Here is a 20,888-nt window from a genome sequence, read left to right as displayed (position 1 = left end):
CCAGCAGTACCGTAGGGTGGCGTGATCGAAAGATTGACATACATCCGCGACTGAGCGCGGCGGCCGCGCCGTAACGGCCGGCCGAACAGACGAGAAAGGCACCGCCATGCCGAGCCGTCGTCAACTGTTCGGTGCCGCTGCCCTGGGTGCGGCGGCCTCCACCACCCTGCTCGGCTCCGCCGGCGCGGCACCCGCCCACCGGCCCGACCGGGTGCCGCGCGACAGGATCAGCGTCCAGCTCTACACGCTGCGCGACCAGCTCGCGATCGACCTCGACGCCAGCCTGCGGGAGCTGCGCGCGATCGGGTACACGCGGGTCGAGCACGCCGGCTTCGTCGGCCGCACGGCCGCCCAGTTCCGGGCCGCGCTCGACGCCGCCGGGCTGCGGGCCACGTCGGGGCACGTCGGCATCCCCCAGCCGTTCGACGCGTCCGCCTGGGAGCGGGCGCTCGAGGACGCCAACGTCGTCGGCAACACCTACGTCGTGCACCCGTTCTTCGGCCTCGACTTCGCGACGGGCCAGCCGATCCGCGACGGTGCGAAGTACCACGCGATGGCCCGCGACCTCAACCGCGCCGGCCTGCTCGCCAAGCGGGCCGGCCTGGACTTCGGCTACCACAACCACCAGCTGGAGTTCGTGCGCCAGGACGGCGGCAGCCGCCGAGGCTACGACATCCTCACCGCGGAGACGGACCCGGATCTGGTCCACCTGGAGGTCGACCTCTTCTGGGCCTGGCGCGGCACCGCCGACCCGGTCGACCTGATCCAGCGCCACCGCGGCCGCATCCGCCAGGTCCACGTCAAGGACCTGGACACCAACGCGTCGTTCGCCGACCCGGGCGCGGGCCTGATCGACTTCGGCCGCATCTTCGAGCACGCCCGCGAGGCCGGCCTGGTGGAGTACATCGTCGAGCGCGACGACGCGGGCAGCCCGCCCCGCACGCCGGCCGAGGCCCTGACGACCGCCCGCAACGGCTACAACTACCTGGCCGGCCTCCGCTTCTAGGAGGTTTGGTGAAGGTCCTTCCGCGGCGGGGACCACGCGCGACAGCATCACGGCATGCCGCTGACCTTCCCGTCACACGCCGCCGCGCCGGTCGTCGTGGCGCACCTGCCGCGGGGCGGGCCGCTGCGGCGGTTCGCGGTCGGCGACTACGCGGCCCTCGCCGCCCGGCGGCACCCGTGGGCGATCACGGTGCTCAGCGCCTGGCTCGGCGCGGTGTCGCACCGGCTGTGGGACCTGGTCACGCACGCCGCGAACGCCGACCGCGGGACCGAGCGGCTCACCTTCCTCGACGCGACGGCGTTCGCCGGGCAGCCGTGGTGGCGGGTACTGCACTACGGGTCGACCGTGGCCGGCGCGCTGGTCGTGCTCGCGGTCGCGCTGCATGCCGGGCGGACCGGCTGGCTGCGGGACGGGGTCGCCGCGGTGCCGGTGGCCGCCCGGCGGCCGGCCGTGTTCTGGACCGCCGCGCTCGCCGTCTGGGTGCCGGGGCTCGCGGTGCAGCCGTTCCTGGCCTGGTTCACGGCGCCGCAGGCGGTCATCGTGCGGCTGCTGGAGCTCGGCGCGGCCGGGCTGTTGGTCGCGGCGCTGGTGACGCGCTTCCTGAGTGATTCACAGGTTCGCTCAGGAACCTCTTAGCGTCCTCGATGCAGGCTCTCAGCATGGGGGAGAATCGGGTCCACAGTGGACAACCGCCGCGGCTCGTGCGGTGGTACGGGTTCGCCGGGTGTGCGGCGGTGGCCATCCCGCTGGTCACGGGCGGCGGCGGGTACCTGCGGCTGGCCGCGGCCGGGGCCGCCGCGGCGCTCCTGCTGGTGCTCGTGCGGCCGGGGACGCCACCGCGGCCGCGGGGGCGGATGCTGGCCGTCGCCTGGCCGGTCGCGGTCGCGGCGCTCGTGGGCGGCACGCTCGGGGTGGCCGCCTGGCCGGACTCCTGGACCTCGTTCGCCGTCGGGGTGTACGGGTGGTCGCTCGCCGTCGTCACCGCCTCCTACCAGTGGCGGACCCGGCGGCTCGCACCCGTTCACCTGCCCGTCACCACCCGTGAGTACGCCGGAGCGGGCGCCCGGGGCTGAGCGTCTGCGACGATGGCCGCATGGCGGAGCTCGGGGGGTTCACCTGCGTGCGGGACCCGGACGTGCGGTCGTTCGCGGCGGCGGCCCTGGACTGGCTGGTGCGCGACCCGGTCCGCAACACGGTGCCGGCCGCGCTCGTCGACGGGCTCCTGCGCGACGGGCTCGACCCCGGCGACGCCGTCTGGCTGCGGGTCATGCGCGGCGGGACGGTCGCCGGCACGGCGCTCTGGACCCCGCCGCGGGCCATGTTCGTCAGCGCGCCCGACCCCGCGGCCGCGCGGTTCCTGGGGGCGTACGTGGCCTCGGCACCGGCCGAGCTGGCCGGGCTCGACGCCGTCAACGGCGCGGACGGCGAGCTGGAGGCGTTCGCCGACGGCTACGGGGCGGCGGAGGTCACCGGCTGGCGCAACCGGCTGCACGTGCTCGACACCCTCCGGCCGCCGGTCGGGGTGCCGGGGAGCCTCGCCGAGGCCACGCCGGCCGACCTCGGCCTCGTCCTGGACTGGGTGCGGGCGTTCGGCGTCGAGACCGGGACGTCCAGCGAGCAGTCCGAAGCCTCCGCCGCGGCGCGGCTCGCGGCCGGCGGGCTGTGCTGGTTCTGGCGGGCCGGCGGGGAGCCGGTGTCGTTCCTGTGGCGCACCCGGCCGGTCGGCGGCGTGGTCCGGCTCAGCGCCGTCTACACGCCGCCGTCGCGGCGCGGCCACGGCTACGCGGCGGCCTGCGTGGCCGGCGCCTCGGCCCGCGCGCTCGACGCCGGGGCGCAGCGGTGCGTGCTGTACACGGACCTGGCCAACCCGGTGAGCAACCGGCTGTACGCCCGCCTCGGCTACGTTCCCGTCCTCGACGGCGGCGTCCGAAAACTTGGTGTCCCACGCGTGGCGGCCTGACTACGCTGCGGTGCGGGATCGTGCGGACGAGGCCTTAGCATCGAGGGCGATGTCCGTCATCGACCTCGACACGCCCGCGGTGCCCGCCGTCGGGCGCCGGCGGCCGGCCCGGCGTGCCGTCGCGTCCGCGCCGGGGCGGGCCGGGCGCGTGCTCGCCCTGGTGGCGCTCGCGCTGGCGGCTCCGCCGAGCGCGCCGTCGCCGGTCACCGCGGCGCGCACGATCCCGCTGCCGAGCTACTGCACCGGGCGGCCCATCCCGGGCGGGCGGTTGAACATCGTGGAGCACGGGCGGTACATCATCCTCGACGCCACCACGAACACCGTGGTCGGCAGCGGTGCCTGCCCGCGGTGATCAGGCCGGCTTCGCGGGATAGCCGCCGCGGGCGCCGGTGCGCAGGTCGATCGCCGGGCGGTCGGGCAGGCGTCGCTGCAGGTCGAGGGTGTACACGACGGTGCTGCCGACCGGCACCCGCAGCACGATGATCTTCGACCGCACGTCCTTGCCGTTGTGCGGGTCGACCATGCGGGGCGTGCCCTCCCAGCGCGGCTCCGGCCAGGCGTCCGCCGGCGTGGCGTAGACGGCGATGCCGTGCTGGTCGCGCCACGGGTGGGTGGCGACGGGCCGGTCCGGGACGCGGCTGACGAGCAGCGCGACGTACTCGTGGGCGTCGTCGAGCGGCACCATGCCGTCGGTGTCCGAGTCGAAGTCCGATTTGTCGATGTGCAGCGTGCGGGTGACGGCCGTGGCCTCGACCCGGATGCCGCGCGTCTCGCCGGTCAGCACGCCGTCGGCCACGGTGACCGGCTGGACGCCGGTGATCTGGGCCAGCCGGTCCACGCCCGCGTTCACGCAGCAGAGGTTGTACTCGACCGGCACGTCCTCGACCGACTCGTCGATGAGGTCGGCGCACGGGCCGAGGCAGCCGAGCATGGCGAGCAGGGCCGGTAGGGCGATCGCGAGCCGCCAGGTTCTCCGCATCGCCCGATTGTGGCGACCGGATGCGACTACACGGTGGCGTCGGCCGGTGACGCGTGGATGGTGAACACGCGGTCCAGGCCGGTGATCTGGAAGATGCGCAGCAGGCGCGCGTGCGGCACCACGAGCTCCACGACGCCGCCCGTCTCGACGAGCCGCTTGTGCACGCTGATCAGCACGCCGAGCGTGGTCGAGTCGAGGAACCCCACGTCGGTGAGGTCGACGACGACCGTCGAGGCACCGTTGTCGACCAGCTCGTGCAGGTAGGCGCGCAGCTCCGGCGCGGTAGCGACGTCGAGCTCGCCGCTCGCCTTGACGACGGCGCGCGACCCGTCGACCGCAGAGGTGACCTGCATTCCGCCACTGCCCTTCTCGATGCCCAATTCGTACTTCCGGTCGAATCATACGGCCGAACGGCCGATTACCGCCCGTCGGCGACGTCCCACGTCAGGTGCTTGCTGAAGCGCACGAGCGTCCCCGTCTCCTCGACGGACACCACATCCAGGCGCTCCACCAGCGCCGCGACGACCTGCAGCCCGCGGCCGCTCTCGCTCAGTTCCCCCGCGGGGCGGACGCTCCCGGGGTTGAATCCGCCGCCGTCGTCGGTGACCTCGATGACGCACTCGTCCTCGTCGACCGTGACGTCGATGTGGTACTGACTGGCGAGCGACGCGTGCGACACCACGTTCCCGCAGGCCTCGGTGAGCGCCAGCTGGATGTCGTCGCGGCAGTCCCGCGTGACGCCGGCGCCGGCGAGCGCCCCGTCCAGTGTGCGGCGCGTCACCCCCACCATGGCCGCGTCGCGCGGCAGGTCGAGCGAGAACTGCAGACGCATCGCGTTGGCTGGCACGGTACCCCTCCCCTGGCGGCCGGTTCGGTCTTCGCGGTACCCAGCGGCCCGGGTTTGCTAACGGAAAGTGTCGTACCTGGGGGGCATGATGCGGGGCATGGGGATCGAGGTGGTGAGCCGGCGACGGAGCGCGACGGCCGTGGCGGCGGCGTTCCCGGGCGCCGCGATGGTGGACGTGACGTCGAGGGCCCCGCAGCCGTGGGTGAGGTTGAGCCCGTTCTACCCGCACGGCGGCATCCCGGTGCCCTTCACCCCGGGCGTCGAGGCCCAGTCGGTCGAGGGCGTCTGGCAGGCCCTGAAGGTCTTCGACACGGCCGACGTCGACCCGGCGAAGCTCACCCTGACCACGATGACGGGCCTGAAGCGCACGACCCGCCGCTTCGGCGCGGTCCACGGCCACCGCGCGGGCCTGCGCGGCGACACCCTCCTCGACTACGAAACGGCCCGCCGCCGCATCTACCTCCCGTCGTATTACTGGGTCCTCACCCACCACGCCGCTGCCGAGCTGGCCGAGCTGCGCGCCTTAGCGGACGGCGGGACGGTGGTGCTGCTCGACTACACGACCAACGGCGACGTGACCGACCTGTCGACGCCGTTGTCCCACGCGGCCCTGATCCGCCACCACCTGGAGGACACCTGGCCCGGCTGATGCGCGGCAGTCCACAGTGGATTCCCACCGGCCCGGCGCGCGCCGCCGGACGACGTGGGGCCCTTCACCAGCGTGGCGCGCGCCGCTGGCAACGGGCCGAGCCCGGCGGGTCGGCAGCGCGCGGGGCACAGCGGCGGGCGCCGCGCGGCGCGGGTCGGCCTGTTCCGCGCGGTCGGGGGCGCCGCACCGCCGCCGCGCCGCGCCCGCCCGCAGACTGGGCGCCTCGCGCGCTCCCGTGCCCCGCTGGGGCATGGATCGGAACGGGCGGGACCCGTCAGGCGGCCGGCTCGGCCAGGTCGCTCAGGTCGATGCCCGCCTGGGACAGCAGCTCGGCCACGCGCGTGATGGTGAGGTAGTCGATGACGTTGTCGCCGTGCACGACGCGGTACCAGCGGCTGCCGCTCGCGTGGCGGACCACTTCCACCCGCCAGCCGCCGTCCGGAGTCTGCATCGTGCCGATGACCTTCACCCTCGCGACCTTAAACCGCGCTTCCACCTGCACAAAGGCTTGATCCAGAAGTACAGCCGTGTGATTCGGCGCGGGGTCCGAGGAGGTTCTTCGTCCGGTGTCACCGCACGCCGCACCGCCCACGGCCCGCACGCCGCGCCTGCTCGGCGTGCGGACGTGGGACGGCTCGGACAGCGTGCTCGCGCCCTATGGCGTCGCCTGAGGCACCCGGTAGTCGGGCAGCTCGATGCGGGTGGCGCGGTCGTCGGCCATCCGCATGAGCAGCCCGAGCCCGGCCCGGTTGTTGAGCACCGAGTTGCGCAGCCAGGCCGCCCACGCGGTGCGCGGCGCGAGGAACCGGCCGGTGGTGTCGCCGCCGGACTGGGCGCGGCGGGCGAAGGTCGCGAGCCGCTGCTCGTAGCGCTCGAAGGCCGTTGTGTGGTCGGGCGCGGTCGCCAGCTCGCCCGCGAGCACGTAGGCGGCCACGATCGCCGTGCCCGTGCCCATGCCGCCGATCGTCGCGCCGGCCGCGGCGTCGCCGACGAGCGCCACCCGGCCGCGCGACCAGGGCGAGACGTCCACCCGGCAGATCGCGTCGAAGTAGAAGTCGTCGGCGGCGCGCAGGCCGTCGAGCAGCCGCGGCACCTCCCAGCCGAGCCCGGCGAAGCGCTCCAGCAGGATCCGGCGCTGCGCCTCGCGGTCGTGGCGGTCGTACCGCAGCGGCGGCGACGCGAACGCCACGAAGGCGGTGGCGCGGGACGGGTCGCGATGGTCGCCGCCGACGCTCGCCATGAGGCCGGGCACGTTGTAGACCAGCGAGTCGCGCCCCAGCCCGAGGTGGTTGGGCAGCTCCCAGGTCGCGACGTAGTACCCGAGGTGCCGCACGAACCGCTCCTCCGGCCCGAACGTCAGCCGGCGCACGGCCGAGTGCACCCCGTCGGCGCCGATCACGAGGTCGAACGTGCGCCTGGCCCCGCCCGCGAAGGTGACGTCGACGCCCTGCGGGCCGTCGGCCATCGCCACGATCCGGTCGTTGAAGAGGTACTCCGCGTGCGCCCGGCTCCGCTCGTACAGCACCCGTGAGAGATCGAAGCGCGGCACCTCGATCTCCCCGCCGGCGAAGTCGGCCGGCAGCTCCATGAGCCGGCGCCCGGCGGCATCGACGAACCGCATCGCGGTCCCACCCGTCTGTACCGCCCGCAGGTCGTCGAGCACCCCCATCCGCTCCAGCAGCCCGAGGTGTGTGGGCCCGCGGAAGTCGACGGCGTTGCCCCCGGCGCGCAGGGCCGGCGCGACCTCCACGACGGTCGGCCGGAACCCGTGGCGGGCCAGCCACAGCGCGGTCGCCGGCCCGGCGATGCTGGCGCCGGAGATGAGCACGGTCTGCATGGTGGGGTCCCTTCCCGAAAAACTGTGTCCCATGGACTCGGTTTTTATTGTGTACCATGGACGCAGTTATTCGCCAAGGGGAGTGCTGTGGACCACGACCTACTCTGGGACGGCCCGCGGCCGGCGACGCGAGGCCCGAAGCCGACGCTCACCCTCGACCGCGTCGTCGCGGCGGGGATCGCGATCGCCGACGCGGAGGGCCTGGGCGCGGTCGCCATGCACCGGGTCGCCGCCGAGCTGGGCGTGACGAAGATGTCGCTGTACCGGTACGTCCCCGGCAAGGCCGAGCTGGTCGCCCTGATGGTGGAGCAGGCGGTCGGCGCGCCACCGGCGCTGGCTCCCGGCGCCTGGCGGGCGGCGCTCACCACGTGGGCACGGGCGCTCCTGGCCCGGTACCTCGCGCATCCCTGGGCCCTGGAGGCGACGGTCGGCCCGCGCCCGGTCGGCCCGGTCGAGCTCGGCTGGATGGAGGCCGCCCTCGGCGCGCTCGCCGGCACGCCGCTGGCCGGCCCGGAGCGCCTCGACGCCGTGGCAGTCCTCGCGGGCCACGTGCGGGCCCTGGTCCAGCAGAGCGCGGCGGCCGACCGCCCGGAGGCCGCGCTGTCGGCGGCCATCGCGGCGCCGCTGGCCCGGCACGGCGACCGGTTCCCGCAGCTGCTCGCGGCGCTGGCCGAGACGGCGGCGGCCGGCGCCGGCGACCAGGCGTTCGAGTTCGGCCTGGCGCTGCTGCTCGACGGGCTGGCCGCCCGCATCCCGGCATGACCGCCGGGCGGAAGGGGTACTCACCCACTCGCGGGTGACCGACCGCCCGCTCGCCGAGGGCCACGAGCTCCACCACGCCGCCTGACCCGCCGTACTGGTCGTCCTCCCATGACGCCCCGTTCGGGAATGCGGAAGCCCGCCCGGGCGTCATAGGGAGCCGAGGAGGTCGTACCGTCATGTCCGCTGAGATCGTCACCTGTCCCAACTGCAAGCAGCGCAACCGCGTGCCGGCCGCCGCGCCGGGCAAGCCGGTGTGCGGGTCCTGCAAGGAGCCGCTGCCGTGGATCGCCCACGCGGACGACCGCACCTTCGGCGACGTGGCCGACCGGGCCGCCGTCCCGGTCCTGGTCGACCTGTGGGCGACGTGGTGCGGCCCGTGTCGGATGGTGAGCCCGGCCCTGGAACGGGTGGCCACCGACCTGGCCGGCGTCGTGAAGCTGGTCAAGGTCGACGTCGACCAGGCGCCGGCCGTGGCCCGCCGCTTCGACGTCCGCGCCGTCCCCACCCTGATCCTCATGCGCGACGGCAAGACCATCGCCCGCCAGTCCGGCGCCGCCTCGGCCCCCACGCTGCGCCGGTGGGTCGAGCAGACCCTCGCATCGGCCTAGCCCCTGGTGAGCACCCGCTTGTCCCCGGCGGCCGTCCGCTCCCGCACCACGTCGAGCCACAACGACGACGAGGCCGCCCACACCCACGGCGCGGCCCCATCAGTCCGACCGCGCGGCATGCCCCTGCGGCCCGCTGCCCTTCGATCCGGGCCGCAGGACGAATACACGGCGACAACGGCAACCGACGACTCCCCGCCCTGTCGACCGAACGCAACCCCCCACGGCTCGCCGCGAGGGCCGTTCATGATCACGGACGTTTTTGTGTCGCCCGCGACACAAAAACGTCCGCGATCATGAACCCGGGCCGAACGACCAGGCACGGACCAGGCACGAGCCAGTCCGAGCACCGGTGCAGCGCAGGACGGGCCAAGCAGCAACGGGCCACGCGCGAAGCGCACACAGCGCGAAGCGCACACAGCGCGAAGCGCACACAGCGCGAAGCTCGGTCAGGTGGCCTCGGTCGGGCGCATGGGGACCACCAGGTAGCGGAGGGTCGTCGCCGGGGACGTCAGTTCCGTGGCTCGGTTGGACTCCTGGATGCGGACGTGGACCGGGGCGTGGGCGAAGGCCCGGGCCGCGTCGGCCAGGAGGCGGGCCTGGTAGTGGCGGGTGCCCTGGCCGTAGTGGACGGTGGCCTTCAGCGTCTCCTCGGACTCGCCGTGCAGCGGATCCGAGGCCTGGACCAGGACGGCGCCGTCGATCACGTGGAGGGTCACCCGGCCGTGCGGGCCCGCGTAGCGAGCCGCCCGGTCGGCGGCCGCGGCCAGCGCGTCCGCCTCCAGCTCGGCGACGCACTCCGGCGTGGTCGAGAGCAGGCGGTCGAACTGGGCGTCGGGATACGTCATGCCGAGCGTCGGGGTCAGCAGGCTGCCCGCCGGCCAGGAGACGGCGAACAGGTCCGGGGACGCGTGCAGGGTCACCTCGTCGGCGCGGGACGGGGCGGAGGCGGCGCGGGTCAGGACCGTGGCCGGGACCAGGGTCTCCAGCGGTGTCGTGGACGGCCAGGGCAGCGTGGCGGCCGCCATGCGATAGCGGTCGGTGGCGAGCAGGGACAGGCCGGCCTCCGTCGTGCGCAGGCGGACGCCGGTGAAGATCGGGAGGGCGTCGTCTCGGGAGGCGGCGCCGGCGACCGCGGCCACCGTCGAGCGCAGGTCGGCCGCCGGGAGGGTGGCGGCGGGCGGGGGCAGTGCGGGCAGCGGGGGCCAGGGGTCGGCGAGCAGCGGGAGGGCGAAGCGGGCCGACGGGACGCGGACGGCCAGGCGGCGGCCCTCGACGGCGAGGCGGGCCGTCGGGGCGGACAGGCCCGCCAGAGTCTCGGCCAGGGCGCGGCGCGGCACGACGGCCTCGCCCGGCTCCCGGACCGTGGCGGGCACGGTCAGGCGCAGGGTCAGCGTGCCGTCGGTCGCGGACAGCTCGAGCGCCGGGCCGGTGGCGTGCAGGCGGACCGCGCCGTGGACGGGCTGCGGGGAACGACCGGTGAGCAGGCGGTTGGCGAGGGTGGCCGCGTCGGCCAGCGCTCCCGCATCCACGTCGACATCCATGCCCCGCACCGTAGCCCGCGGGTACGACAAAAACCGGACGACAAAGCGGGACGGCAAAAGGCGGACGGCAAAAAACCTTGACGCGCATACCCCCGGGGGGTAATCCTTGAAGCACATTGGTACCCCCAGGGGGTAGGGTAAGAGCACCGCACGGAAGGAACGGGTTGATGGAAACGACGTACACGGTGAGCGGAATGACCTGCCAGCACTGCGTGGGCTCGGTGAGCGGGGAGCTGCTCAAGCTCGACGGGGTGCGGGACGTGCGGATCGACCTCGGGTCCGGGACGGTCACCGTGACCAGCGAGCAGCCCCTCGACGCCGCCGCCGTGCGGGAGGCGGTCGACGAGGCCGGCTACGCGGTGGTGGGCTGAGTCATGCGCACGCCGCTCAAGCTCGGGGCGTTCGCCGCCGGGCTGGCGGCCGTCTTCGCCGCCTCGCTGGGCGCCGGCCACCTGACCGGCCCGATCGCCGCCCCGGCGTCCCAGCCGGCCCACGGCCCCACCGAACAGGCGCACGGCCGAACCGAAACCCAGCAGGACGAGCACAACGGCCAAAGCCACGGCAACGACGCCAAGCCACCGGGAGGGCTGCAGATCAGCCAGGACGGCTACACCCTCGTCCCGCTGACCACCAGCCTCACCGCCGGCACCCAGCAGGACTTCCGCTTCCGCATCGACGGCCCGGACGGCACGCCGCTCACGCGGTACAGCGTGGAGCATGAGCAGGAGCTCCACCTCATCGCCGTCAGAAGAGACCTCGCCGGCTTCCAGCACGTCCACCCGGCGCGGGCGCAGGACGGCACCTGGTCGGTGCCGCTGCAGGTCACGCAGCCCGGGCAGTATCGGGTGTTCGCCGACTTCCGGCCGGACGGGAGCGAGCAGGGCCTGACCCTCGGCGCGGACGTCGCCGCGGCGGGCGACTTCCGGCCGCAGCCCCTGCCGCCGGCGGCACACACCGCGACCGTCGACGGGTACACCGTGGAGCTGCGCGGCGAGCTGCACCCCGGCGGCGCGTCGACGCTCGACTTCACCGTCAGCCGCGACGGCCGGCCGGTCGACCCGGAGCCCTACCTGGGCGCCCAGGGCCACCTCGTCGCGCTGCGCGACGGCGACCTCGCCTACCTCCACGTGCACCCGGTCAAGGGCACGACGTTCGCGGCCGAGGTCCCGAGCGCGGGGCGGTACCGCCTGTACCTCGACTTCAAGCACGGCGGCACGGTGCACACCGCCGAGTTCACCGCGGGAACGGACCACTGATGGCCACCAACCGGATCGAGCTGAGCATCGGCGGCATGACCTGCGCGAGCTGCGCCACGCGGATCGAGAAGAAGCTCAACCGCATGGACGGCGTAACAGCGACGGTCAACTATGCCACCGAGAAGGCCAGCGTCACCTTCACCGAGCACGTGACGCCGGAGGACCTGGTCGCCACGGTCGAAAAAACCGGCTACACCGTGAAAAAAGCCGAAAAAACGGGCAACGAGCGAGACCCGAGGCTGTGGATCACCGCCGCCCTCACCGTCCCGGTCATCGCCCTGGCCATGGTCCCCCGGTGGCAGTTCGAGTACTGGCAGTGGGCGAGCCTGACCCTCGCCGCGCCGGTCGTCGCCTACGGCGGGTGGCCCTTCCACAAGGCCGCCTGGAAGAACGCCCGGCACGGCACGGCCACCATGGACACGCTGGTGTCGCTGGGCACCCTGGCCGCGTTCGCCTGGTCCGTCTACGCGCTGTTCTTCGGTACCGCGGGCATGCCCGGCATGACGCACCCGTTCGAGTTCACCATCCAGCGCGGCGACGGCGCTGGCGACATCTACCTGGAGGCCGCCGCGGGCGTGACGCTGTTCCTGCTGGCCGGCCGCCACTTCGAGCAGCGCGCCAAACGGCAGGCGGGCACGGCGTTACGCGCGCTCATGGAGCTCGGCGCCAAGGACGTCGCCGTCGTCCGGCAGGGCGTCGAGACCCGGATCCCGGTCGGCCAGTTGCGGGTCGGCGACCGGTTCGTGGTACGCCCCGGTGAGAAGATCGCCACCGACGGCGTGGTGGAGGACGGCAGCTCCGCCGTCGACCAGAGCATGCTCACGGGCGAGTCGGTGCCGGTCGAGGTCGGCCCGGGCAGCGCCGTCACCGGCGCGACCGTCAACGCGGGCGGGCGGCTCGTCGTGCGGGCGACGCGGGTCGGCCGCGACACCCAGCTCGCGAAGATGGCCGAGCTGGTCGAGCGGGCCCAGACCGGCAAGGCGGCCGTGCAGCGGCTCGCCGACCGGATCTCGGGGGTGTTCGTGCCGATCGTCATCGCCCTGTCCGTCGGCACCCTCGGCTTCTGGCTCGGCACCGGCGGCGGCCCGGCGGCGGCCTTCACCGCGGCCGTGGCCGTGCTGATCATCGCCTGCCCGTGCGCGCTCGGCCTGGCCACCCCGACGGCGCTGCTCGTCGGCACCGGCCGGGGCGCCCAGCTGGGCGTGCTCATCCGCGGGCCCGAGGTGCTCGAGTCGACCCGGCGCGTCGACACGATCGTGCTCGACAAGACCGGCACGGTCACCGAGGGCCGGATGACCCTCGGCGAGATCCGGCCGGCCGACGACCAGGACCCGGGCGAGCTGCTGCGGATCGCGGGCGCCGTCGAGCACGCCTCGGAGCACCCGATCGGCCGGGCGATCGCCAAGGCGGCCGAGGAGCGCGGCCCGCTGCCGGAGGTGCGGGACTTCGCCAACCTGCCGGGGCTGGGCGTCCGCGGCACCGTCGAGGGCCGCACGGTGCTCGCCGGGCGGGCGCGACTGCTGCGCGAGCACGGCATCGACGCCCCCGACACCGACGGCGTCCACGTCGCCTGGGACGGCGGGTACCGTGGCTCGCTCACCGTCACCGACGCGGTACGGCCGACCAGCCGCGAGGCGATCGCCAAGCTGCGCGCGCTCGGGCTGCGGCCGGTGCTGCTCACCGGCGACACCGAGGCCACGGCGAGGGCGGTCGCCGCGGAGGTCGGCATCGACGAGGTGATCGCGGGCGTCCTGCCGGCCGACAAGGTCGACGTGGTCAAGCGGCTGCAGGACGAGGGCAACGTCGTCGCCATGGTCGGCGACGGGGTCAACGACGCCGCCGCGCTCGCGCAGGCCGACCTCGGCCTGGCCATGGGCACCGGCACCGACGCCGCGATCGAGGCGGCCGACCTGACGCTGGTCCGCGGCGACCTGCTCGCCGCCGTGGACGCGATCCGGCTGTCGCGGCGCACCCTCGGTACCATCAAGGGAAACCTCTTCTGGGCGTTCGCCTACAACGTCGTCGGGCTCCCCGTCGCGGCGGCCGGCCTGCTCAACCCGATGCTGGCGGGCGGTGCGATGGCACTGTCGTCGGTGTTCGTGGTGGCCAACTCGCTGCGGCTGCGGGCGTTCCGCTGATGCGCGTCCTGCTGGCGGCGGCCCCGGCGGAGGTCCTCCTCCGCGTCGGGGCCGTCGCCGGGCAGTAGACTGCTCCCGATGGCGCTCAGTTCGCGCGAGGTCGATCTGTTCGAGCGCTCCAGGGGCCGCCTGGAGGCGATCGCCTACCGGCTGCTGGGCTCGGCCGGCGACGCCGAGGACGCGGTGCAGGACACGTTCCTGCGCTGGCAGGCCGCCGACCGGGAGCGGATCGAGACGCCCGAGGCCTGGCTGACGAAGGCGCTCACCAACCTCTGCCTCACCCAGCTCACCTCGGCGCGGGCCCGCCGCGAGACGTATGTCGGGCAGTGGCTGCCCGAGCCGGTGCTGGCCGGCGACCGGATGCTCGGCCCGGCCGAGACCGCCGAGCAGCGCGAGTCCGTCTCGATGGCCGTGCTGACCCTCATGGAGCGGCTGTCGCCCAACGAGCGCGTGGTCTACGTGCTGCGCGAGGCGTTCGGCTACGCCCACGCCGAGATCGCCGGGATGCTCGACCTCACCGAGTCGAACTGCCAGCAGATCTACCGGCGGGCGCGTCAGCACCTGGCCACCGGCCGGGCCCGGGTGGAGGTCGACGCGGCCGCCGCGCGGAAGATCGCCGAGGAGTTCCTGGCCGCGGCCCTCAGCGGCGACACCGAGCCGCTGGTGCGCCTGCTCGCCGACGACGCGGTCAGCGTCGCCGACGGCGGGGGCGCCGTCCCGGCTCGCGGCACGCCGGTCGTCGGCGCGCTGGCCATCGCGCGGTTCCTGCGGGGCGTGCTGCGGCCGTCGACCGCGCTGCGGTTCATCGATGCCGAGCACGTCGCCGCGTACGCCGCGGTCGTCAACGGCGCCCCGGCGGTGGTGGCCGTGGTGGACGGCCGGGTCGCCGCCGTCCTGGCGCTCGAGGTGACGGCCGACGGCGTCGCGGCCGTGCACATCCAGGCCAACCCGGCCAAGCTGGACCGCCTGACCCGCGAGTGGGCGGCGTCGGAGCCCGGGGAGCCGATCACCGCGTACTGGTGACCCAGGTCATAGCCGCCCCTGTCAGGGATCGCGCCGCTGTCCGGTCTAGGTGGTGAGCCGCTACCGCGGACCACTCGGACTCGGACAGGAGCGACACCCATGAAGCACCGCATCGTCGTCCTCGGCGCCGGATACGCCGGTGCCCACGCCGCCGGCCGCCTGGCCCGGCGGCTGCACCGCGACGACACCGAGATCACGCTGGTCAACGCCGAGCCGGACTTCGTCGAGCGGGTCCGCATGCACCAGCTCGCGACCGGGCCCGACCTGCGGCACCGCCCGCTGACCGGCGTCGTCGCGGGCACGCACGTCGCGGTACGGCAGGGGCGGGTCGTCGCCGTCGACGTCGAGCGCAGGTCGGTCGAGCTGGCGGACGGCGCCGAGCTCGGCTACGACACGCTGGTGTACGCCCTCGGCAGCACCGCCGCCGTCGACGTCCCGGGCGCCGCCGAGCACGCCCACCACCTGGCCGGCCGCCCGGCCGCGCTCCGGCTGCGCGCCCGCCTGGCCGAGCTGCCCGCCGGCGCGTCCGTACTGGTCGTCGGTGGCGGCCTCACCGCGATCGAGGCGGCCACCGAGATCGCCGAGCGCCGGCCGGACCTGGCCGTCGCGATCGCCGCCCGCGACGGCGTCGGCGACTGGCTGAGCGACAAGGCCCGCGCCCACCTGCGCCGGGTGTTCGACCGGCTCGGCGTCACCGTCCACGAGCACACCCCGGTCGCCCGGGTCGACGGGACGGGTGCGGTGACGGGTACCGGCGACCGGCTCCCGGCCGACGTGACCGTCTGGACGGCGGGCTTCGCCACCCACCCGATCGCCGCCGCGACCTCGCTGGAGGTCGCCGCCAACGGCCAGATCGTGGTCGACGGGACCATGCGCTCGGTCTCGCACCCGGACGTGTACGCGGTCGGCGACGCCGGCCTCGCCCCCGGCGTGGGCGGCAAGCCGCTGCGGATGTCGTGCGCCTCGGGCATCCCGATGGCGTGGCAGGCGGCCGACGCCATCGCCGCCCGCCTGACCGGCCGGCCGGTGCCGGTGACCCCGATCCGGTACTTCGTGCAGTGCATCAGCCTGGGCCGCCGCGACGGGATCATCCAGCTGGTGACGCCCGACGACCGGGCCAAGCCGTCCGCGGTGACGGGCCGGGCGGCCGCGCGGATCAAGGAGTTCGTGTGCGCGGGCGCGGGGTGGAGCGTGGCCCACCCGACGGTCCTGCTGCCGACCCGCCGCCACCGCGTGACGCCGGCGGAACACCTGACCCCGACGGCGTAACCCGGCCCGCCCCGTCGCTGGCGCGCCTCTCCGCGCGCCCGCCCGCCGGCCCGCCCCGCCTCACCGCGCGCGCCCCGCGCGCGCCCCGCCTCACTGCGCCCGCTTCGCGCGTCCGCCCCGCCCCACTGCGCCGATCTTGGACTTGTGGTGCCCGATTCGGCCTGATATTCCATGAAATATCCGAACCACAACTCCAAGATCGGCGCAGTGGGGCGGGGCGGGCGGCGCGCGGGGGCGCGGAGCGAGTCAGGGGCGGGGCGCGCGCGGAGCAGGTCAGGGGCGGCGCGCGCGCGGAGCAGGTCAGGGGCGGCGCGCGCGCGGAACAGGTCAGGGGCGGCGCGCGCGGAGCAGGTCAGGGGCGGGGCGGGCGCGCAGAGCGGGCCGGGGACGGGCGGGCGTGGAGGGTCAGGGGCGAGACAGGGCGCTCGTCATGTTGGACAGGATGGCGGGCCAGCCGTTGCCCATGCCCTCCAGGGCCTGCCGGCCGAGCGGGGAGTCGGGGTCGAAGCCGGCGTGCTCCAGGAACAGCCGGGTGCCCGTCCCCTCCGGCTCGAGCCGCCAGGTCAGGGTGGTGTCCAGGGAGCCCTCGGCGAAGGTGTACCGGAACAGGCGCTCCGGCTCGACCTCCAGCACCTCGCACGGCTGGTGGCCGAACCTGCCCATGTCCAGGGTGAAGCGGTGCCCGACGACCGGGCGTACGTCGCCGGGCGCCCACCACTTCGCGTGCATCACGGGATCGGTCAGGGCGCGCCACACCACGGCCGGCGGGTGGGCGATGAACTGGTCGCACTGGATCACGGTGGTGTCGATGGTCACGGATGTTCCTCCTCGGCGAGGTCGGCAGCGATGACGTCACGGAGTGCGGTGAGGCGATCCCGCCAGTACCGCTCGAACGGATGCAGCCAGTCCTGGACGCCTGCGAGCGGGGCGGGCTCCAGGTGATAGAACCGATGGCGGCCGCGCGGCTCCTCGCGGACCAGCCGCGCGTGCCGCAGCACCGCGAGGTGTTCCGAGATCGCCGGGCGGCCGAGGGCGAACCGGCCCGCCAGGTCGTTGACCGCGAGCGGCCCGTCCCGCAGCGCCTCCAGCAACTGGCGGCGCACCGGGTTCGCCAGGGCCGCGAACACGTCCTGTTCCGTCACGCGCTCCATCATGCGTCGGAAGGTTCCGACACGTCAACAATCTCCGACGCATTCCCGCGGACCTACGGCACGACCAGCACCTTTCCGCGCACCGCACCCGCCTCGGCCGCGCGATGCACCTCCGCCACTCGCCCGAAATCCACAATGTCCGAAATATCCGGCACAACCGCCCCGGCGTCCACCAGCGCGACCAGCGCGGCCAGCTGGGCAGGATCGTTGCGCACCACGAAGTGCGACGGCCCCGGGGTCGTCGCCGACACCAGCCGGCCGCCCGGCCGCAGCACCCCGTCCGGCACCGGCCCCGGCACCAGGTGCAGCACCACGTCGACCGGCGCCGGCAGCAGGGCGTCGAGCGGCCCCGCCGGGTAGTCCAGCACCTCCGCGGCGCCCTGCGACCGCACCACCGAAGCGCTGCGCGCCGACGCCGTCGCCACCACGTGAGCGCCCGCGTGCCGGGCGAGCTGCACCGCGAACCCCCCGATCCCGCCGCCCGCCCCGTTGACCAGCACCCGCTCCCCCGGCCGTACCGCGCCGTGCTCGAACACCGCCTGCCACGCCGTCAGTCCGGCCACGGGCAGGGCGGCCGCGTGCTCCAGCGGTACCGTCGAGGGAGCCGCGACCAGCAGCGAACGGTCCGCGGCCACGAACTGCGCCGCCGCCCCGGTGTCGATCCGCCCCACCACCCGTTCGCCGGTCCCCTCGACCGTCCCGGCCAGGTCCCAGCCGAGGGTGTGGGGCAGCGGCAGCTCGAACATGCCCCGCAGCAGCCCCAGCCGCAGGCCGACCTCGGACGGGTTGAACGACGTCGCGGCGGTCCGCACGAGGACCTGATGCGGCAGGGGTACCGGCACGGGCACCTCGTCGACGCGGATCACGGACGCGTCGCCGTAGGCGTGCATTCGCACAGCTCTCACACCGCTCGACGGTAGGCGGCCCGACCGAGACGATCCATGCGGCGGAGTACCGTTTTCATACGTGGACGTGCTCAGCGATGTGATCGCCCTGCTGCGGACCGGCCGCCCGGTGTCGGTCCGGCTGGCCTGGCGCGGCCGGTGGGGCCAGCGGTTCGCGTCGGTCCCCGGCGCGGCGGGCGTGCAGGTCGTCCTTCGCGGCCGGTGCTGGCTGCTGCCGGACGGCGCGGACCCGGTGCCGCTCGCGCCCGGCGACGTCCTCTTCGCGCCGCACGGCCGCGGGCACGCGCTGGCCGCCGACCCGGACGCGCCGATCCAGCCGTGCGAGCCGGGCCTCCCGTTGCCGTCTGCTGTGGACGGTCCGGACGGGATCGTCCTCTGTGGAGCGTACGAGCTGGACCCGCGCCGGACCCATCCGCTGCTGCGGAGCCTGCCCGAGCTCGTCCACCTGCCGGCCGAGCTGACCCGCAGCCCCGAGCTGCGGGCCACCGTCGGGCTGCTCGCGGGCGAGCTGGAGCGGCCGCCGCGGCCCGGCGGTGAGGCGCTCGTGCCGGCGCTGCTCGACCTGCTCCTGCTGTACATCCTGCGCACCCGGATCGACGAGGACACCGGCCCGGGCTGGGCGGCGGCGCTGCGCGACCCGGCCGTCGGCGCGGCCCTGCAGGCGATGCACGCCGACCCGGCCGCGCCGTGGACCGTCGCGTCGCTCGCGCGGGTCGCCGGGCTGTCCCGGGCACCGTTCGCGCGGCGGTTCGGCGCGCTCGCCGGTCAGCCGCCCCGCACGTACCTCACGTGGTGGCGCATGACCACCGCCGCCCGCCTGCTGCGCGAGGACGGCGCGCCGCTGCACGCCGTCGCCGCGCGGGTCGGCTACACCTCGGAGTTCGCGTTCGCGACCGCGTTCAAGCGCCACTTCGGCACGGCCCCGGGCCGCTTCCGCCGCGCTCCGACCGGCTAGCCGAACGGCAGCGCGACCAGCGACAGCACGTGCCGGGCGGCGCTGCCCTCCGGCGCGAGCAGCACGAACGCGCTGCCCTGGGCCCGGTGCCGGGCGGCGACCGTGTGCAGCGCGGCGACCCCCGCGCTGGCCAGGTGGGTCACCCCGGACAGGTCGACGGTCAGGTCGAGCACGCCGCCCCGCGAGCGGTACAGCAGCTCGTGCTGCATCCGGGCGGCGGTGGCCGCGTCGACCGGACCGGCCACGGTCACGCTGCCCTTGCCGGTGTCGACGATGGACAGCTCGGCGGGCGGCCGCGGGCGGGGCACGGCGGCCGGCGGCGGCGCGGCCGGGGACAGCATCGACGCCGGGCGGGTGAGCCGGTGGCGGACCTCGGCGACGGTACCGCCGGATCCCCGGTCCAGCCGCAGCGCGTCGACGAGCTGCGCGGTCACCGCGAGGCCACGGCCCCGCTCGGAGACGTGGTCCGGCTCGCGCCAGGTGCCCCGGTCGGCGACCCGGACGACGACCTCGCCGTCGCCGGTCAGCTCGCCCCGCAGCGCCACGACGTCGTCGCTCAGCGAGTGCTCGATCGCGTTGGTGACCAGCTCCCCCACCGCGTGCTGGACGAGGAACACGTCGTCGCCGGCCGCGCCGAACCCGCCCAGCCAGCCCGCGAGGGCCCGGCGCAGCCCGGCGAGGCGGGACAGGTCGGCCCCCAGCTCCAGGTCGAGCGGGGCGGGCGGCGCGGTCCGCTGCACGGCGAGCAGCGTGATGTCGTCGGCGTGGCCGGTCGCCCGGACCAGCAGCTCGACCGGCTGGGTGGCGGCCCGCTCGGCCGGCGAGGCGTCCGGCGCCCGCAGGGCCCGCCCGGCGACCGCGTCGGCGGCGACCCTCGCCAGCTCGCCGGTGCCCTCGGCGGCGGTCCGGCCGGGCCGCTCGACGATCCCGTCGGTGTACAACAGCAGCACGTCGCCGACCGCCAGCCGGGCCTCGCGCACGGGGAACCGGCCGCCGGTGCCGAGCGGCCCGCCGCCGGTCACGTCGAGGAACCGGGCGGCACCGCCGGCCGGCACGAGCAGCGGCGGCGGGTGGCCGGCGGTGCAGTACCCGACGGTGCCGTCCGGCCGGAGCAGCGCCACGCAGACGGTGGCCGCGTGGGCGGCGGTCAGCCGCCCGGCCAGCCGGTCGACGGCGGCGAGGGCCGCGCCGGGGTCGCCGTCGCCCTGCAGGCGGTCCTGCAGCACGGCCCGCAGCTGGCCCATGACCCCGGAGGCGGTCACGCCGTGCCCGACGACGTCGCCGACGACGAGCGCGACGCTCCCGTCGGGGCGCACGACGGCGTCGAACCAGTCGCCGCCGGCCGAGGTGTCGGCGGCGGCGAGCAGGTAGCTGGCGGCGATCCGGGCGCCCGGCAGGACGGGCAGGCCGCGCGGCAGGAGGACCTGCTGGAGGGCGTCGACGACGTCCCGCGCCCGCCGGTACTGCTGCCGCAGCTCCTCGGCGTGGCGCTCGGCGGCGAGGCGGGCCCGGACGATCTCGGTGACGTCGGTGCCGCCGCCGATCACGCCCCGGATGCCACCGTCCGGGTGCCGCCAGGGGGTGATGCTGAAGTCGGCGTAGAGCTCCCGGGTCGAGCCGTCGGGCAGCGCGATGTGGGCCCGCCACTCCTGCCCCGTGATCGCCGTGCCGGTGCGGTACACCTGGGCGTAGAGGTCGATCCACTGCTGCCCGGCGAGGTCGGCGAACGCCTCCCGCATGGGCTTGCCGACCGGGTCACGGCCGGGGAACAGCGCGCGGGCCGTGCCGTTGAGGGCGGCGATGCGCAGGTCGGGCCCCTCGCACACGATCAGGATGTATGGCGCCTGTTCGATGGCTGACTGCAGTGGCCCGGGCTCCATGAGGCCCATCCTGGCATCCGTTCGTCCCGCCGGGCCAGACCACCCGTCCGTCGCCGGCCGCCCGGGCGGCGGACTGTCCGGCCTGCGTCAGTCGCAAGACGGCGGGGCCCGCCGGCCGCACC

At 75.0% G+C, this 20,888-nt stretch carries 24 protein-coding genes; 14 read left to right on the top strand and 10 right to left on the bottom strand.

The annotated features are described in order from the left end of the window. The first annotated feature begins 106 nt into the window (after positions 1 to 106). Genes IEZ31_RS42120 through IEZ31_RS42100 form a run of 5 tightly spaced genes read left to right on the top strand, consistent with a single transcriptional unit; the run spans position 107 to position 3,318 of the window. Positions 107 to 1,006: a sugar phosphate isomerase/epimerase family protein gene (locus tag IEZ31_RS42120; protein WP_190255736.1), complete on the top strand. Its 900-nt coding sequence runs from the start codon at positions 107 to 109 to the stop codon at positions 1,004 to 1,006. A gap of 54 nt (positions 1,007 to 1,060) precedes the next feature. Further along, on the top strand, positions 1,061 to 1,642 hold the full coding sequence (locus IEZ31_RS42115; RefSeq protein ID WP_190255735.1) for a DUF4184 family protein: 582 nt from the start codon (positions 1,061 to 1,063) through the stop codon (positions 1,640 to 1,642). A 23-nt stretch (positions 1,643 to 1,665) separates the two neighbouring features. After that, complete coding sequence (locus tag IEZ31_RS42110) at positions 1,666 to 2,079, top strand: hypothetical protein (RefSeq protein ID WP_190255734.1); 414 nt, start codon at positions 1,666 to 1,668, stop codon at positions 2,077 to 2,079. A gap of 20 nt (positions 2,080 to 2,099) precedes the next feature. Continuing rightward, positions 2,100 to 2,966, top strand: coding sequence for a GNAT family N-acetyltransferase (locus IEZ31_RS42105; RefSeq protein WP_190255733.1), 867 nt, complete (start codon positions 2,100 to 2,102; stop codon positions 2,964 to 2,966). Positions 2,967 to 3,015: 49 nt separating this feature from the next. Next, entirely contained in the window at positions 3,016 to 3,318 is a 303-nt protein-coding gene (locus tag IEZ31_RS42100; protein ID WP_190255732.1) for a hypothetical protein, read from the top strand. Here IEZ31_RS42100 and IEZ31_RS42095 read toward each other — a convergent pair whose 3' ends face one another. The 3 genes from IEZ31_RS42095 to IEZ31_RS42085 all read right to left on the bottom strand — a co-directional run bounded on the left by IEZ31_RS42095 (position 3,319) and on the right by IEZ31_RS42085 (position 4,777). Beyond that, complete coding sequence (locus IEZ31_RS42095) at positions 3,319 to 3,945, bottom strand: hypothetical protein (protein WP_190255731.1); 627 nt, start codon at positions 3,943 to 3,945, stop codon at positions 3,319 to 3,321. Positions 3,946 to 3,971: 26 nt separating this feature from the next. Next, positions 3,972 to 4,298 carry an STAS domain-containing protein gene (locus IEZ31_RS42090; RefSeq protein ID WP_190255730.1) on the bottom strand — a complete coding sequence of 109 codons (327 nt, stop codon included), beginning with the start codon at positions 4,296 to 4,298 and terminating at the stop codon, positions 3,972 to 3,974. Between the two features lie 65 nt (positions 4,299 to 4,363). Further along, positions 4,364 to 4,777 (bottom strand): ATP-binding protein, encoded by a 414-nt coding sequence (locus tag IEZ31_RS42085; RefSeq protein WP_190255729.1) that lies wholly within the window; start codon positions 4,775 to 4,777, stop codon positions 4,364 to 4,366. 112 nt (positions 4,778 to 4,889) lie between these two features. Here IEZ31_RS42085 and IEZ31_RS42080 point away from each other — a divergent pair, with 112 nt between their 5' ends. After that, positions 4,890 to 5,441: a DUF6939 family protein gene (locus IEZ31_RS42080; protein WP_190255728.1), complete on the top strand. Its 552-nt coding sequence runs from the start codon at positions 4,890 to 4,892 to the stop codon at positions 5,439 to 5,441. A 274-nt stretch (positions 5,442 to 5,715) separates the two neighbouring features. Here the strand turns inward: IEZ31_RS42080 and IEZ31_RS42075 are convergent, their stop codons facing one another. Together IEZ31_RS42075 and IEZ31_RS42070 are read right to left on the bottom strand one after the other, a co-directional pair. Further along, the gene (locus IEZ31_RS42075; protein ID WP_190255727.1) at positions 5,716 to 5,910 is read right to left on the bottom strand and encodes a hypothetical protein; all 195 of its coding nucleotides are present in this window, start codon (positions 5,908 to 5,910) and stop codon (positions 5,716 to 5,718) included. A gap of 186 nt (positions 5,911 to 6,096) precedes the next feature. Beyond that, positions 6,097 to 7,278, bottom strand: a complete 1,182-nt coding sequence (locus tag IEZ31_RS42070; protein WP_190255726.1) for an FAD-dependent monooxygenase — start codon at positions 7,276 to 7,278, stop codon at positions 6,097 to 6,099. Positions 7,279 to 7,365: 87 nt separating this feature from the next. Between IEZ31_RS42070 and IEZ31_RS42065 the strand changes: the two genes are divergently transcribed. Next, a complete protein-coding gene (locus tag IEZ31_RS42065) occupies positions 7,366 to 8,040 on the top strand; it encodes a TetR/AcrR family transcriptional regulator (protein WP_190255725.1) in 675 nt (224 codons plus the stop codon). A gap of 176 nt (positions 8,041 to 8,216) precedes the next feature. Further along, positions 8,217 to 8,648 carry a thioredoxin gene (trxA, locus tag IEZ31_RS42060; RefSeq protein WP_190255724.1) on the top strand — a complete coding sequence of 144 codons (432 nt, stop codon included), beginning with the start codon at positions 8,217 to 8,219 and terminating at the stop codon, positions 8,646 to 8,648. Between the two features lie 446 nt (positions 8,649 to 9,094). On the opposite strand, the gene IEZ31_RS42055 is transcribed toward trxA, so the two are convergent. Beyond that, positions 9,095 to 10,189 (bottom strand): DNA polymerase III subunit beta, encoded by a 1,095-nt coding sequence (locus IEZ31_RS42055; protein ID WP_190255723.1) that lies wholly within the window; start codon positions 10,187 to 10,189, stop codon positions 9,095 to 9,097. Positions 10,190 to 10,356: 167 nt separating this feature from the next. On the opposite strand from IEZ31_RS42055, the gene IEZ31_RS42050 reads away from it, so the two are divergent. From IEZ31_RS42050 to IEZ31_RS42030, 5 genes are all read left to right on the top strand, one after another. After that, complete coding sequence (locus IEZ31_RS42050) at positions 10,357 to 10,560, top strand: heavy-metal-associated domain-containing protein (RefSeq protein ID WP_190255722.1); 204 nt, start codon at positions 10,357 to 10,359, stop codon at positions 10,558 to 10,560. Positions 10,561 to 10,563: 3 nt separating this feature from the next. After that, the gene (locus IEZ31_RS42045; protein ID WP_190255721.1) at positions 10,564 to 11,445 is read left to right on the top strand and encodes a DUF8832 domain-containing protein; all 882 of its coding nucleotides are present in this window, start codon (positions 10,564 to 10,566) and stop codon (positions 11,443 to 11,445) included. Continuing rightward, positions 11,445 to 13,583, top strand: coding sequence for a heavy metal translocating P-type ATPase (locus tag IEZ31_RS42040; protein WP_190255720.1), 2,139 nt, complete (start codon positions 11,445 to 11,447; stop codon positions 13,581 to 13,583). Before IEZ31_RS42045 ends, IEZ31_RS42040 begins: the two co-directional genes overlap by 1 nt. 78 nt (positions 13,584 to 13,661) lie before the next feature. Beyond that, complete coding sequence (locus IEZ31_RS42035; RefSeq protein WP_190255719.1) at positions 13,662 to 14,606, top strand: RNA polymerase sigma-70 factor; 945 nt, start codon at positions 13,662 to 13,664, stop codon at positions 14,604 to 14,606. A gap of 99 nt (positions 14,607 to 14,705) precedes the next feature. Continuing rightward, positions 14,706 to 15,875, top strand: coding sequence for an NAD(P)/FAD-dependent oxidoreductase (locus IEZ31_RS42030; protein WP_190255718.1), 1,170 nt, complete (start codon positions 14,706 to 14,708; stop codon positions 15,873 to 15,875). Between the two features lie 405 nt (positions 15,876 to 16,280). Here the strand turns inward: IEZ31_RS42030 and IEZ31_RS42025 are convergent, their stop codons facing one another. The 3 genes from IEZ31_RS42025 to IEZ31_RS42015 form a co-directional block, all read right to left on the bottom strand. After that, entirely contained in the window at positions 16,281 to 16,691 is a 411-nt protein-coding gene (locus IEZ31_RS42025; RefSeq protein ID WP_229836560.1) for an SRPBCC family protein, read from the bottom strand. Beyond that, complete coding sequence (locus IEZ31_RS42020; RefSeq protein WP_190255717.1) at positions 16,688 to 17,017, bottom strand: ArsR/SmtB family transcription factor; 330 nt, start codon at positions 17,015 to 17,017, stop codon at positions 16,688 to 16,690. The genes IEZ31_RS42025 and IEZ31_RS42020 overlap by 4 nt, the downstream gene beginning before the upstream one ends. Positions 17,018 to 17,079: 62 nt before the next feature. Next, positions 17,080 to 17,931, bottom strand: a complete 852-nt coding sequence (locus tag IEZ31_RS42015; RefSeq protein ID WP_229836558.1) for an NADP-dependent oxidoreductase — start codon at positions 17,929 to 17,931, stop codon at positions 17,080 to 17,082. A gap of 61 nt (positions 17,932 to 17,992) precedes the next feature. Between IEZ31_RS42015 and IEZ31_RS42010 the strand changes: the two genes are divergently transcribed. Beyond that, the gene (locus IEZ31_RS42010; protein WP_190255716.1) at positions 17,993 to 18,886 is read left to right on the top strand and encodes an AraC family transcriptional regulator; all 894 of its coding nucleotides are present in this window, start codon (positions 17,993 to 17,995) and stop codon (positions 18,884 to 18,886) included. Here IEZ31_RS42010 and IEZ31_RS42005 read toward each other — a convergent pair. Next, a complete protein-coding gene (locus IEZ31_RS42005) occupies positions 18,883 to 20,766 on the bottom strand; it encodes a SpoIIE family protein phosphatase (RefSeq protein WP_190255715.1) in 1,884 nt (627 codons plus the stop codon). The two genes, IEZ31_RS42010 and IEZ31_RS42005, sit on opposite strands and share 4 nt — an antisense overlap. Positions 20,767 to 20,888: the final 122 nt, after the last annotated feature.

Source organism: Dactylosporangium sucinum (assembly GCF_014647515.1).
Lineage (GTDB): Bacteria > Actinomycetota > Actinomycetes > Mycobacteriales > Micromonosporaceae > Dactylosporangium > Dactylosporangium sucinum.
Note: the sequence above shows the minus strand (reverse complement) of the source record. Positions and strands in the feature narration are given on the sequence as shown.

What these genes read in the sequence shown, in the direction of transcription:
- IEZ31_RS42030 (WP_190255718.1), top strand. Translation starts at nt 14,706, where the DNA reads ATGAAGCACCGCATCGTCGTCCTCGGCGCCGGATACGCCGGTGCCCAC.
- trxA (WP_190255724.1), top strand. Translation starts at nt 8,217, where the DNA reads ATGTCCGCTGAGATCGTCACCTGTCCCAACTGCAAGCAGCGCAACCGC.
- IEZ31_RS42050 (WP_190255722.1), top strand. Translation starts at nt 10,357, where the DNA reads ATGGAAACGACGTACACGGTGAGCGGAATGACCTGCCAGCACTGCGTG.
- IEZ31_RS42005 (WP_190255715.1), bottom strand. Translation starts at nt 20,766, where the DNA reads ATGGAGCCCGGGCCACTGCAGTCAGCCATCGAACAGGCGCCATACATC.
- IEZ31_RS42040 (WP_190255720.1), top strand. Translation starts at nt 11,445, where the DNA reads ATGGCCACCAACCGGATCGAGCTGAGCATCGGCGGCATGACCTGCGCG.
- IEZ31_RS42105 (WP_190255733.1), top strand. Translation starts at nt 2,100, where the DNA reads ATGGCGGAGCTCGGGGGGTTCACCTGCGTGCGGGACCCGGACGTGCGG.
- IEZ31_RS42035 (WP_190255719.1), top strand. Translation starts at nt 13,662, where the DNA reads ATGGCGCTCAGTTCGCGCGAGGTCGATCTGTTCGAGCGCTCCAGGGGC.
- IEZ31_RS42055 (WP_190255723.1), bottom strand. Translation starts at nt 10,189, where the DNA reads ATGGATGTCGACGTGGATGCGGGAGCGCTGGCCGACGCGGCCACCCTC.
- IEZ31_RS42120 (WP_190255736.1), top strand. Translation starts at nt 107, where the DNA reads ATGCCGAGCCGTCGTCAACTGTTCGGTGCCGCTGCCCTGGGTGCGGCG.
- IEZ31_RS42070 (WP_190255726.1), bottom strand. Translation starts at nt 7,278, where the DNA reads ATGCAGACCGTGCTCATCTCCGGCGCCAGCATCGCCGGGCCGGCGACC.
- IEZ31_RS42095 (WP_190255731.1), bottom strand. Translation starts at nt 3,945, where the DNA reads ATGCGGAGAACCTGGCGGCTCGCGATCGCCCTACCGGCCCTGCTCGCC.
- IEZ31_RS42090 (WP_190255730.1), bottom strand. Translation starts at nt 4,298, where the DNA reads ATGCAGGTCACCTCTGCGGTCGACGGGTCGCGCGCCGTCGTCAAGGCG.
- IEZ31_RS42080 (WP_190255728.1), top strand. Translation starts at nt 4,890, where the DNA reads ATGGGGATCGAGGTGGTGAGCCGGCGACGGAGCGCGACGGCCGTGGCG.
- IEZ31_RS42115 (WP_190255735.1), top strand. Translation starts at nt 1,061, where the DNA reads ATGCCGCTGACCTTCCCGTCACACGCCGCCGCGCCGGTCGTCGTGGCG.
- IEZ31_RS42045 (WP_190255721.1), top strand. Translation starts at nt 10,564, where the DNA reads ATGCGCACGCCGCTCAAGCTCGGGGCGTTCGCCGCCGGGCTGGCGGCC.
- IEZ31_RS42110 (WP_190255734.1), top strand. Translation starts at nt 1,666, where the DNA reads ATGGGGGAGAATCGGGTCCACAGTGGACAACCGCCGCGGCTCGTGCGG.
- IEZ31_RS42085 (WP_190255729.1), bottom strand. Translation starts at nt 4,777, where the DNA reads ATGCGTCTGCAGTTCTCGCTCGACCTGCCGCGCGACGCGGCCATGGTG.
- IEZ31_RS42100 (WP_190255732.1), top strand. Translation starts at nt 3,016, where the DNA reads ATGTCCGTCATCGACCTCGACACGCCCGCGGTGCCCGCCGTCGGGCGC.